The organism is Vibrio rhodolitus (genome assembly GCF_003350325.1).
Lineage (GTDB): Bacteria > Pseudomonadota > Gammaproteobacteria > Enterobacterales > Vibrionaceae > Vibrio > Vibrio rhodolitus.
On record NZ_QLYZ01000011.1, the window covers coordinates 1 to 12108 of the forward strand.

Below are 12108 nucleotides of genomic sequence, written 5' to 3' on the forward strand. Positions count from 1 at the left end.
CGTTGGCAGAGAGGGTGAACGGCATTTTGAAAATGGAATATCTCTTGCGAAAGCCTAAAGATGTAGCTCAAGCAAGAAAAATGGTCGCTGAGTCAGTAGAAATCTATAATCAGATGAGGCCTCATACAGCGCTAAAATACAAAACGCCCGATGAAGTACACCGAGCGTTTTAACTAAAAAGTGTCAACCCATATCAGGACGGGTCACTAAAAACTATTGGGTTAGCTCCAAACGAATCAAGACCTCTTCGGTAACATCGACGTATTCGCTATAACCTACGATGGTACAAATCTCTTTCTCTAGGTTTCTTGCTTGGTGCATGCTGATATTGCTTAGCTCTTCGAGATCTTTGCGCAGCAGCGCGGTGATCGGGTCAAAGATCGGGCTTGAACAGATGCGTATCGCGTGAAACTCCCCCATGTTCTGACACTTCTTAATAAAATCGATGCGCTCTTTTAATGACTCAAAATCGGAGCAAAGTTTTATTTCCAACGTTTGTAAACGCGTACCAAATTTAATCGCAGAGATATACAGCTCTTGAGCTTGAGTGCCAGCGCCATCAATTCGCTTCATCGGTGCGGCGAGTAGGGTTGTGGTACGCCCTTTGTAAACCGTATCGAGTGAAAACCGGTTATTGTGCCCAAGTTTGGCAAATAGACCTAGGTAACTTGGTAGCGGGTATTTCACCCCGATCACTTTAGGTTTGAGACTGTTGCCTTTTTTCTCGACGAATAGTGGTGTGCTGACCATTTTATCGAGCAAAATATTATGGAGGTTTTCTAACATCTCATGGCTTGGTAAGGTCTCTTGCTTGGCGATCAGTTTGCTTTGGTTGTGCTCGATTAACTTACCAAAAAACGCCATGGTTTTGAGTGTTTTGACATTGTCGTCAATCACGAGTTGAACGCGCTTACCCCCTGGGCTGATACGGATGACTTTATACGGTACCTTATCCAAGGGCAGAGATTTATCATATAGCTGAAGTTCACTGAAGTTCACGCTGCAAAGGTCGCCAGCTTTCAGTTCGATAGGCGAGCTAAGCGCGATATACAGCCCATGCTTAGAAATATCGAGAGTGACGCCAGAGGCTTGTTGTCCTTCTGCGGTTAAAAACAGTGGCGAGCGAAACTGGTAGCGCGGTTCTTTACGGCGGTTTTGCGCATCAAAGTAAAGGCTGATTGGAACGTGTGAGCAGTTGCGTTTATGGCGAAAACGATTGAGCTCTGATGATTTCAACCTTGGTTTTTCTGTTAGTAGGTAATCTTTGGCTGAGCGAACATCGGAAATCTCTTGCAGCATAGCAAAGTGGGTTAAGCCTTCAGTTAGCGCCATCGATTCTTGTGGTAAATCGTGAAACAGCTCGCGCTCTTCTCCAGATAGTTCAAATACCGATACGCGAAAAACCTTCCAGCTCTCTTTGCGCGCCCCAACATGCCAGAATAATTGACGTAGATCCCGATTGGCTTCAGGGATCATCATTGAGAAAAACAATTCTTTGTCGGCGTGAAGATGCTTGAATGAGTAAAGAACGCTATTACTGCCACGTACACCGGGCTTGGTAAATTGCTCCATTCGCTCTGGGCTAAAGAGATTGGACAGCGTTAATTGATTGCGTTCGTCATTCCAGTATTGCCATATAGACTGGTTGTTCTCGGTCATTAGAACCAGTTTGAGTTCATTACCGCTGAAAAATATCGGTAAGCAGCAGGTGTGCTTAAGGTAGTTATGCTCGTATCCTCGCGAACGCGCGCGGATCACTTTGTCTTGGTTGTCATGACGAGCGCGCTGGGCATCATTGTGCAGGCAGTGCGCCATAATGTTGTCGATCAGAGGCACGTCATCGACTTTGATTACTCGCAGAAAACTGACCGCATCGTTTTCAAATGATTCATCGATACCAACGATGCGATAGCTGACAAGCTGCTCTATACCTGGGATCTTGTGGTTTCTCGCTAGCTCAACAAATTGGATATTGATGATCTCGCCAAGCTTATAATCAAACGCAGAAGGGACTTTGAACTTACCGCCTGAAGGGGAGATATCGACTGTTGTACCGTGGACGACTTGATCTTTAGACAGGTGGATGACAATTTGAGTTGAAAGCTTGAGACGATTCTCTTTACGCTTTAGATCAAACCCCATCACGATAGGTTCGGCATTAAAAGAGAGGGAACTGTTTTTAAGATCAGAGCCTTGTGGTTTGCCTTTTTGGTTCATTACCTTAAAGCTGTTGCGGGTGTTATTGAGCGCTTCAAACACGCCTTCGGTGTACCCATCAAACTTACGGACATATTTGTGATAAATATTGAACGCCACATCATCCAGCCAGTGGGTAATACCATCCAACTCGTACTCGCGACAATCGCCTTTGACCCGACCACGTAAATCGATTGAACGATAGCATGGCGTCATTAGGCGCTTGAGCTCCATTTTTACCAAGATTTTTACCGACGGCTGATCGCCATCCGTTATCTTGGATAGTAGGAGTTCAAAGTCTTCCGTCTTATAGACCGGAATGAGCTTTTCTACGATTGAGAGTATTTCACTTTGCTGCATGCTTTTTATTGTATCTGTCCCTGTACTCAGGCTATCGGCCTTGATTAATCGATCTTTAGTGATATGTTACGGCGAATCAAGCCAATAACGATGCTTATCACTATTCAGCGTCACAAAATTCAATTGAGGTCACATGGCAAAAGCAAAACGCGCATATGTTTGTAATGATTGCGGCGCTGATTTTCCACGCTGGCAGGGGCAATGTAGCGCCTGCGGGGCATGGAACACTATCAGTGAAGTTCGCCTAGCTGCATCACCCGCAGCGGCGCGCAATGAGCGCTTAACCGGTTATGCGGGAAGCAGCACTGAAAGCCAAGTTCAAACGCTTGCCGAAATTGACCTGCAAGAAGTGCCGCGTTTTACCAGTGGTTTCAAAGAGCTCGATCGCGTGCTCGGCGGCGGTGTGGTGCCTGGAGCCGCAATCCTTATTGGTGGTAGTCCGGGTGCGGGTAAGTCGACCCTATTGCTACAAACTATGTGCTTTCTCTCATCGCAAATGCCGACTCTGTACGTCACTGGTGAAGAGTCGCTACAGCAAGTGGCGATGCGTGCATCTCGTTTAGGGCTGCCGAAAGACAATCTGAAAATGTTGTCAGAGACCAACGTAGATCGCATTTGCCAAATTGCTGAAAAAGAGCAGCCAAAGATCATGGTGATTGACTCGATTCAAGTAATGCACGTGTCTGATGTGCAATCTTCGCCGGGAAGTGTGGCGCAAGTTCGTGAATCGGCAACCGCGCTGACCCGTTATGCTAAGCAGAATAACGTGGCAGTCTTTATTGTTGGTCACGTAACTAAAGATGGCACTTTGGCGGGTCCAAAGGTGCTTGAGCACATTATTGACTGTTCTGTGCTACTCGATGGTGGCACGGATAGCCGTTTTAGAACCCTACGTAGTCATAAAAACCGTTTTGGCGCAGTCAATGAGCTGGGCGTATTTGCTATGACCGGACAAGGCTTGCGTGAGGTGAGTAACCCATCAGCGATTTTCCTTTCGCGTGGTGATGAAGAAACATCAGGCAGCTCAGTTATGGTGGTGTGGGAAGGTACGCGTCCACTGTTAGTTGAGATTCAAGCGCTGGTGGATTATTCACAATTGGCTAATCCACGCCGTGTCGCAGTGGGTTTAGAACAAAACCGTTTGTCATTGCTACTAGCGGTATTGCACAAGCACGGCGGTCTGCAGATGTCAGATCAAGATGTGTTTGTGAATGTGGTGGGCGGCGTGAAGGTCACCGAAACCAGTGCTGATTTGGCGTTAGTGATGGCGCTGCTCTCTAGCTTTAGAGATCGTCCTCTACCTAAAGATGTGGTGGTGTTTGGCGAAGTTGGCTTGGCGGGTGAGATTCGTCCGGTGCCAAGTGGGCAAGAGCGATTAAATGAAGCCTTTAAGCATGGCTTTAAGAAAGCCATCGTGCCTGCTGCCAATATGCCCAAAGGTGGCATTGAAGGAATGCAAATCCACGGCGTGAAAAAACTATCAGAGGCGCTAGATGCGTTTGATGAGCTGTAACTTGCTTCTAAGTTGGGCGTTCACAAAGGATGAATAGTGAAAAACTGGGATTTTCCTCCGCAAAATACTACACTTGGCTATTATTTTGGGGTAGATTCGCCCGCTAAATATTTTTTATACATAGCCGCACGCAAGGGTATCAGTCTTGACAGAATGTGATATACTCTGCGCGCACTTTATACCTTATTAACAGAGTAAGACAATGACTGATTTATCAAAATACAGAAACATTGGTATTTTTGCTCACGTAGACGCGGGTAAAACTACCTCTACAGAGCGTATCCTTAAGCTAACTGGTAAAATCCACAAGATCGGTGACACTCACGACGGTTCAACTACTACTGACTTCATGGAGCAGGAAGCTGAACGTGGTATCACAATCCAGTCTGCAGCTACTACTTGTTTCTGGAACGATCACCGCCTAAACATCATCGATACTCCTGGACACGTTGACTTCACAATCGAAGTTTACCGTTCTCTAAAAGTACTTGACGGTGGTATCGGTGTATTCTGTGGTTCAGGTGGTGTTGAGCCTCAGTCTGAAACTAACTGGCGTTACGCGGACGAGTCTCACGTATCTCGTCTAATCTTCGTTAACAAACTAGACCGTATGGGTGCTGACTTCTTCAAAGTTGTTGACCAAGTACAAAACGTTCTAGGTGCTACTCCACTAGTTATGACTCTACCAATCGGTATCGAAGATGACTTCTGTGGTGTTGTTGACGTACTAAGCCAAAAAGCTTACGTATGGGATGACTCAGGTCTTCCAGAGAACTACGAAGTTCAAGATATCCCAGCTGATCTAGTAGACCAAGCTGCTGAATACCGTGAAATGCTAATCGAAACTGCTGTTGAGCAAGACGATGAGCTAATGATGGCTTACATGGAAGGTGAAGAGCCTTCTCTAGAAGACATTAAGCGTTGTATCCGTAAAGGTACACGTGACCTAGCATTCTTCCCAACTTACTGTGGTTCAGCGTACAAGAACAAAGGTATCCAACTTATTCTTGACGCAGTAGTTGATTACCTACCTTCTCCAACAGAAGTAGATCCTCAACCACTAACTAACCCAGAAACTGGTGAGCCAACTGGCGAAGTTGCAACTGTATCTGCAGATGAGCCACTAAAAGCGCTTGCGTTCAAGATCATGGACGACCGCTTTGGTGCACTAACGTTCATCCGTATCTACGCTGGTAAGATGAAGAAGGGTGACACTATCCTTAACTCAGCTACTGGTAAAACTGAGCGTATCGGCCGTATGGTTGAGATGCACGCGAACGAGCGTAACGAGATCGATTCAGCACAAGCTGGTGACATCATCGCAGTTGTTGGTATGAAGAACGTGAAGACTGGTCACACTCTATGTGATCCTAAGCACGAAGTTACTCTTGAGCCAATGATCTTCCCAGAACCAGTAATCTCTATCGCTGTTAAGCCTAAAGATAAAAACGGTTCTGAGAAAATGGGTATCGCTATCGGTAAGATGGTTTCTGAAGACCCATCATTCCAAGTTGAAACTGACGAAGATTCAGGCGAAACCATCCTTAAAGGTATGGGCGAACTTCACCTAGACATCAAAGTTGACATCCTGAAGCGTACTTACGGCGTTGAGCTAGAAGTAGGTGCTCCACAGGTAGCTTACCGTGAAACTATCACTCAAGCAGTTGAAGATAGCTACACGCATAAGAAACAGTCTGGTGGTTCAGGTCAGTTCGGTAAGATCGACTACCGCATCCGTCCAGGGGAACAAGGTTCAGGCTTCAAGTTCACTTCAACAGTTGTTGGTGGTAACGTTCCTAAAGAATTCTGGCCTGCAGTTGAGAAAGGTTTTGCTAGCATGATGGACCACGGTGTTCTAGCTGGCTTCCCAACTCTAGACGTAGAAGTTGAACTATTCGACGGTGGCTTCCACGCAGTTGACTCTTCAGCTATCGCTTACGAAATCGCTGCTAAAGGCGCATTCCGTCAGTCTATGCCTAAAGCTGGCGCGCAACTTCTTGAGCCAATCATGAAAGTTGACGTGTTCACTCCAGAAGACCACGTTGGTGACGTAATCGGTGACCTTAACCGTCGTCGCGGTATGATCAAAGATCAACAAGCTGGTACTACTGGCGTACGTATCAAGGGTGATGTACCTCTATCAGAAATGTTTGGTTACATCGGTACTCTACGTACTATGACTTCTGGCCGTGGTCAGTTCTCTATGGAATTCTCTCACTACAACCCATGTCCAAACAACGTGGCGGAGCAAGTGATTGCAGAAGTTAAAGAGCGTAACGCTAAGAAGTAATTCTTAAGTTAATAGCTTGAATAGAAAGCCTCGCTGATGCGAGGCTTTTTTTTGTCCATTTTTCCATTGAACCTGTTAGTCAGGTTTGCGCATCAAGCTTGTTCAGGTAATGGCACCTGACTGGTGTTTTCCGCGACTTCTTTTTTCAGCCATTGGGTAAAGGTTTGTACGCGCTCTCGCCGCGCTGATTCTGTTGCCGTGCAGAGATGAAAACGAATACCGGGTGATAGTGGCAGATCAAACGGTTTGACTAATAAGCCGCGTTCAATAAAGTCTGCCGTAATGCAGTCGCTAGCAAGACACGCGCCGTGTCCTGCAATGACCGCGCTCATCGCCATATCAAAAGTGCCAACTTCCATCCATTGCACCGCTTGTTTATCGATGGTGACCCCAGCCTGTTTAAACCAGTTGTTCCACTGAATGCTGCAACTGTCAAAATGAATCAGCCAGCAATCAAGCATCTGGCTTGGCTCCGTGAATTGTTCCGCTTTGGCAAGTTCAGGTGAACAATATGGATAGATCGCTTCTTCCAGCAGCACTTCCTGTTCAATGCCATCGGTTTTTTCAAATTGCTCCCCCTGCCAAATCGCTACATCGATTTCACCATGCTGAATATCAAGTGATTCACAGGTCGTAATAATACGAATCGGGATCCCAGGGTGATCGAGCGAAAACTTCCACAATCGAGGTAATAACCAACGCGAGGCAAAAGAGGGCGGCGCACTGACTTTTAATAGCCCTTCCAGCGGTTCATTTTGGATTTTATTCAGCGCGAGAATAATGTGCTCAAAACCGAGTGAGACATGACTGAGTAAGGTCTCACCTTTGGCGGTTAGTGCCATATTTCGCCCTCGGCGCACAAACAGTTTACAGCCTAGATCGTGTTCTAAGCGGCGTATGGTTTGGCTGACTGCTGCTTGGCTGACGCATAACTCATCGGCAGCTTTACTGTAGCTTTGAAAGCGAGCTGCGGCTTCAAAGTAGCGCAGGGCAGATAAATGGCGTAATCGTTTATCCATAAGCTCTTGTTATATCTCGTGTAAGAAATGGTGGTTGGTCAAAATATCATCAGATTTACATAATAGTCAGCACAGAAAGGAAGCAATAGGAGAGGCGAGATGTTACTTGCGTTACATTGGAATTTTCAGATTGAGTTTAAATTATTCAAAATGGACAAGAAGTTCTGCTTTGGTCGCACGTTATCGACGCAAAAGGTGGAATCTGTTGCTGATTTACCACCGCACTTGCAAAAGGACTTAGGTATAACGGACTGCTACCAAGCGAAACCCAGTTACCAGCGATACCTGTAGGCAGAGATAAGCTTAAGTTATGCTGCTGGTTAAAGGATAAATCGGCAGCAAGAAAAAGGGCGCGTAATGCGCCCTTAAGATAACAAAGAAAGTTATTATTCTTCCCAAACCACCAATTTCCCTTTTGGCCAATTGGCGCCAACATCATGGTATTTCTTCTCTAACACGTGACGCTTTATTTTGAGTGTTGGCGTAAGAATGCCATTTTCAATGCTCCATGGGTCTTTGATCATTAGTACCCCTTTGATCTGCTCATGGGATTCAAGCTCTTGATTCATGCGCTTAACGACGCGCTCACTGGTACGTTCATAACGCTCGCGATCAAAGTTTGGAAAGTCATGGGGCACGACTAGAAGAACTGGTGCTGGTAAACCAGAGCCTATCAAACACATCATTTCGACGCGGCTGTATTCAAACAGTTTCTTCTCAATCGGTACCGGCGCAACGAACTTACCTTTGGCGGTTTTAAAGGTGTCTTTCTTACGCCCTTGAATGGTGAGGTAGCCTTCTGAGTCTAAGAAGCCGATGTCACCTGTGTGCAACCAGCCCTCATCATCAAAGGTTTCTTGTGTTGCTTCATCATTTTTGTAGTAGCCAGAGAATAAGCCCTTACCGCGCACCATGATCTCTTCATCGGCAGCGATTTTAAGTTCAATCCCTGGTCCGGCATTACCCACGCTGCCAATCTTATCGGCGCGGAATGGGTAGTTAAGTGTGCTGTAAGCAAATGACTCTGTCATGCCCCAAGCTTCGGTAATATTGAGCCCAACACTGTGATACCACTCAAGTAGAGCTGGAGAGACAGGCGCTGAACCACAACCCAATACGCGAGCTTGATCCAGACCCAGACCATCCGCTAGCTTCTTCTTAATTAATGAATTCACGAATGGGATCTTGAGTAAGAAATTAAGCTTTTTCTGTGGCAGTTTATCTTGGATACGCTGCTGGAAGAGCGTCCACAGGCGCGGTACCGAAATAAATAGAGTCGGGCGCTGCATTTTGACATCTTCGATAAAGGTATCGAGAGATTCAGGAAACGCAGTTTGTACGCCACCCATAATTGATGAACCAAAGATATAGACGCGTTCAGTGATATGGGCAAGCGGAAGATAAGAGAACAAACGATCTTGTTCTTCAATACCAATATGATTAATCAGTTGCTGGGCTGACCAAGAGAATGCGCCGTAGGTGAGCATTGCGCCTTTAGGTAAACCTGATGTCCCTGAGGTATAGACAATCGACATCAGCTTGTCATCGTAATGAATAGGACGCTCTTCGCTTGGGGAGGCATCCTTTATTAACTGCTCGAACTGATGTTGGCAGTTATTTGGTGCACTATCATAAGCAAGACTGATGGTGATGATATCATCCAATTTATCGATGATTTGCTCGGTCGCAGTCGCATCATCCAACTTACCGCCAATTAACACCTTGCTGCCACTGTGAGTGACACAGTGTTCAATCGTCTCGGCACCAGCTGTCGGGAAGACCGGAACGCTGACATAGTCACCCAGCATCATGGCGATATCACAAATAAACCACTCTGCGCAGTTTTTCGAGATAAGGGCGACCTTGTCCCCCGGTTGGACACCCAAACCGCGCAACGCCGTGACTAGACGTAGCGCTTTATCGGCAACTTCCGCATAGGTGTACTCAACGAATTGGCGATTAATGATCTGCTTAAGGTAGATTTCGTTAGGGCGCTCAGCTGCCCATTTTAAAATCATCTCATTTGGTGGTGGTAAGGTGCATCCTTTTATTTTCAACTCATGCGGCTGATTCATTGGTTAACTCCCTGTTATTAGTGACACTCCTTGTGTTTGATACTCACCATATAGTAGAGAGCGAACCGTATGTGCAACGTTATCAAACGCAAAAGAGAAATTATTTTGTTAACACAATGTTAACTTTAGCATGTTGCCATACTCCTTGGGAAGGTTATCGCTCGCAAGATTGGTTTAATTCGTTTGACGAAATGAGAGTGGACTAACGCCAGTTTCTCGTTTGAAGACTTTACAGAAGTATGAGGCATCGTTGAACCCACATCGCGTGGCAATGTTCGATACACTTTGCTGCTTGTTTTGCTTCAGAAGCTGTTTTGCGCGATCCAATCTGGCGCTAAGAACAAAAGTGCGAAAGTGGGTACCAAAAGTACGGTAAAACAGACGGGAAAAGTGTGAGGTTGAGTAGCCAAGTATGGCAGCTAGTTGATCTTCGCGTAATGATTTATCGAGGTTTTGTTTAATGATTTCCGGAATGTGTTCCAGCTCTATGGTGTTGTTTGAGGTGTAAGAAACGGATGCTTGAGAGGAATAGCATAAACGTAAGGTCATAATTAAGTGCTCAAAAATTTTTTCCCGTTCAGAGCTGAGGAAGAACGCAGCATTGCTATTTATTTCTGTTACCGTTGGCTTCTCTTTTCCATGTAACACAATGATTTTCTTACGTAGGTGGTGGCAAATTGAAATTGCTTGCTGCATAAGCCTGTCATTGTCTGCCTGCCAACAGAAGATAAATAAGTGATGTTTTGGCGAGGCGAGTTTAGCAAGATCGTCGTGATCGGAGCTGATCTGAAACTGCTGATCGAGTTTGCCATAGAGATGCGGTTGCAAATCTAACAGGCTGCCACCTAAATTGCATATTCGATTCTTTGTTTGCTTCATACACGCAATTTTTCATTATAAGTATTAGGTAATTGTAGAACTATTCATGCATTTTTCTAGTTCTAAGGTATGAATATAATTGGCTGTTATAAGTAGTAATATAAAAAATATATATAATTTTTTTGTGGTGTTTAATTGCTGTTGAATTTGTAAGTTTATGTTTTATAAATGTAAAGGTGCTAAAGCCATACTTTTTAATATGATAATACAGTTGCTATGCATATTGATAAAACACTTCTTAGTACCTAGTTTTACTATGAAATTGATGCAATGGATCAATTTAAAAAGCGATATTAAAGGAGAGAGTGATGTTTTTGACTAAATACATTCAAATTCGTGAAGACCTACGAAATTTTTGCCACAAAGAGGATGGTGTTACCGCGATTGAATACGCTCTGGTAGCTGTGGCAATTGCAGGTATTGTAGCCGTGGTATTTTCAGGTGATACAGGTTCATTGCAAAAAGCGCTAAGTGACGCAATGACCAAAATATCAACACAAATAAACGGATAGCACTTAATAGAAGTAGGTATAAGTACTTGAATGATATTAATAATATTAGTGCTTTTTATATTAAGTTTTTTGGTCTGTTTTTATGACTGGAATTTTAGAAGAATACCTAACGTCATAATAATATTAATATTTCTATTAGCAGTGATTAAATTATTAGTGAGTGGTGATTTCTCAAATTTCTTTTGGTTGGCAATTTTAGTTCCGATACTTTTTCTGGTATGGAAAGTTGGAATTTGGGGAGCAGGAGACAGTAAACTTCTGCTCGCCTTCTTCCCAATGATCAACGCCCAATACTATGTAGCGACGTTGTGTTTTATTGGGTTGCTTGGTTTTATTACCACGCTCGTTTTCTTGGTTTATAAAACCGTAAATAAAAAGATTAAATTTAATACTGTGCCTTACGGTATTCCGATTGCGTTGAGCTGCTTTTTAACCTCAATCGCCTCTTTTTGAGGAGGTAAGATGAACTTAAGAATTCTTATTCCCGTTGCGCTGATCTCTATCGGTATTGGTGTGTACGGTCTGTCTGAACAGATTTTCCAAAAAAACAATGTACCTGAAGCGGCATCTCAAGTGGTTAATCAAGAGAGTCGGGTGTCAGTCTACAAGGTGATAAAACCGATAGGGCAAGGTGTACTGATAACCAAAACTCACCTAGCGGTTGAAAGGTTGCCTGAGAATGAAGCGCTTCAGCTTGGAATTGACCCAGAGCAACCGCTTAGCTTGAGCGCAGGAAGCGTCGCTAACCAAGCATTGGAGGCGGGCGACATCATTAGTCCAGCGATGATCCTCACCCCAAATGAAGCTGGCTATATTGATGCCGTTATTGAGCCCAATCGAGTGCCTTACGCTATTTTGGTGAATGAAACGGATATTATCGGTGGACTCATCACTCATGGCAGTATCGTTGATGTTGTCGCGCTTTCTTCTGAAGAACAAAACCTCGCCAATGAAGAAACGGTAACAGACTATCAAACGGTTTCAGTCTCGCCAATTTTGATGGCGGTAAAGGTACTTAAAGTAAGCCAGGAAACGACTCAAGAGAGTCGTAGTGAGTCGCAGAGCAATCATGTGACGTTGATTTTGCAACTGACTCAAAAGCAGGTCGCGAAACTAGCGATTGCGAAAAACATTACCCAACTTGAAGTACATAAATCTTTAGGGGAGCAAGAGGCTTCAGCTCTACAAGCGAACTCTGGCGATGTTTTACCTGACTACCGTGCAATAGTGGAATTTAGAGCGGACAAGGTAACGGTTAAATAAC

General features: G+C 44.7%; 10 protein-coding genes. 6 read left to right on the forward strand and 4 right to left on the reverse strand.

From position 1 onward, the window contains the following. The coding region (locus DPF93_RS11585) for an integrase core domain-containing protein (protein WP_164675357.1) at positions 1-173 on the forward strand (173 nt) is incomplete at its 5' end. Between the two features lie 40 nt (positions 174-213). On the opposite strand, the gene DPF93_RS11590 is transcribed toward DPF93_RS11585, so the two are convergent. Continuing rightward, positions 214-2556, reverse strand: a complete 2343-nt coding sequence (locus DPF93_RS11590; protein ID WP_114766327.1) for a PilZ domain-containing protein — start codon at positions 2554-2556, stop codon at positions 214-216. Positions 2557-2689: 133 nt separating this feature from the next. On the opposite strand from DPF93_RS11590, the gene radA reads away from it, so the two are divergent. Further along, positions 2690-4069, forward strand: coding sequence for a DNA repair protein RadA (gene radA, locus DPF93_RS11595; RefSeq protein WP_114766328.1), 1380 nt, complete (start codon positions 2690-2692; stop codon positions 4067-4069). Positions 4070-4271: 202 nt separating this feature from the next. Continuing rightward, complete coding sequence (gene fusA / locus DPF93_RS11600) at positions 4272-6359, forward strand: elongation factor G (protein WP_114766329.1); 2088 nt, start codon at positions 4272-4274, stop codon at positions 6357-6359. A gap of 92 nt (positions 6360-6451) precedes the next feature. Here fusA and DPF93_RS11605 read toward each other — a convergent pair whose 3' ends face one another. From DPF93_RS11605 to DPF93_RS11620, 3 genes are all read right to left on the reverse strand, one after another. Continuing rightward, positions 6452-7378 carry a LysR substrate-binding domain-containing protein gene (locus DPF93_RS11605; RefSeq protein WP_114766330.1) on the reverse strand — a complete coding sequence of 309 codons (927 nt, stop codon included), beginning with the start codon at positions 7376-7378 and terminating at the stop codon, positions 6452-6454. Between the two features lie 386 nt (positions 7379-7764). Further along, positions 7765-9453, reverse strand: coding sequence for an AMP-binding protein (locus DPF93_RS11615; protein WP_114766332.1), 1689 nt, complete (start codon positions 9451-9453; stop codon positions 7765-7767). A gap of 174 nt (positions 9454-9627) precedes the next feature. Further along, on the reverse strand, positions 9628-10332 hold the full coding sequence (locus DPF93_RS11620) for a helix-turn-helix transcriptional regulator (RefSeq protein ID WP_114766333.1): 705 nt from the start codon (positions 10330-10332) through the stop codon (positions 9628-9630). Positions 10333-10640: 308 nt separating this feature from the next. On the opposite strand from DPF93_RS11620, the gene DPF93_RS11625 reads away from it, so the two are divergent. The 3 genes from DPF93_RS11625 to cpaB are packed head-to-tail and all read left to right on the forward strand — an operon-like array spanning position 10641 to position 12107. Beyond that, on the forward strand, positions 10641-10844 hold the full coding sequence (locus DPF93_RS11625; protein ID WP_114766334.1) for a Flp family type IVb pilin: 204 nt from the start codon (positions 10641-10643) through the stop codon (positions 10842-10844). 30 nt (positions 10845-10874) lie between these two features. Continuing rightward, positions 10875-11297, forward strand: a complete 423-nt coding sequence (locus DPF93_RS21550) for a prepilin peptidase (RefSeq protein ID WP_114766335.1) — start codon at positions 10875-10877, stop codon at positions 11295-11297. A 9-nt stretch (positions 11298-11306) separates the two neighbouring features. Further along, positions 11307-12107 carry a Flp pilus assembly protein CpaB gene (cpaB, locus tag DPF93_RS11635; RefSeq protein ID WP_114766336.1) on the forward strand — a complete coding sequence of 267 codons (801 nt, stop codon included), beginning with the start codon at positions 11307-11309 and terminating at the stop codon, positions 12105-12107. Position 12108: the final 1 nt, after the last annotated feature.

Excerpts from the sequence above, each read along its gene's own strand:
- DPF93_RS11620 (WP_114766333.1), bottom strand. The coding sequence starts at position 10,332 with ATGAAGCAAACAAAGAATCGAATATGCAATTTAGGTGGCAGCCTGTTA.
- DPF93_RS11590 (WP_114766327.1), bottom strand. The coding sequence starts at position 2,556 with ATGCAGCAAAGTGAAATACTCTCAATCGTAGAAAAGCTCATTCCGGTC.
- DPF93_RS21550 (WP_114766335.1), top strand. The coding sequence starts at position 10,875 with ATGATATTAATAATATTAGTGCTTTTTATATTAAGTTTTTTGGTCTGT.
- fusA (WP_114766329.1), top strand. The coding sequence starts at position 4,272 with ATGACTGATTTATCAAAATACAGAAACATTGGTATTTTTGCTCACGTA.
- DPF93_RS11625 (WP_114766334.1), top strand. The coding sequence starts at position 10,641 with ATGTTTTTGACTAAATACATTCAAATTCGTGAAGACCTACGAAATTTT.
- radA (WP_114766328.1), top strand. The coding sequence starts at position 2,690 with ATGGCAAAAGCAAAACGCGCATATGTTTGTAATGATTGCGGCGCTGAT.
- DPF93_RS11615 (WP_114766332.1), bottom strand. The coding sequence starts at position 9,453 with ATGAATCAGCCGCATGAGTTGAAAATAAAAGGATGCACCTTACCACCA.
- DPF93_RS11605 (WP_114766330.1), bottom strand. The coding sequence starts at position 7,378 with ATGGATAAACGATTACGCCATTTATCTGCCCTGCGCTACTTTGAAGCC.
- cpaB (WP_114766336.1), top strand. The coding sequence starts at position 11,307 with ATGAACTTAAGAATTCTTATTCCCGTTGCGCTGATCTCTATCGGTATT.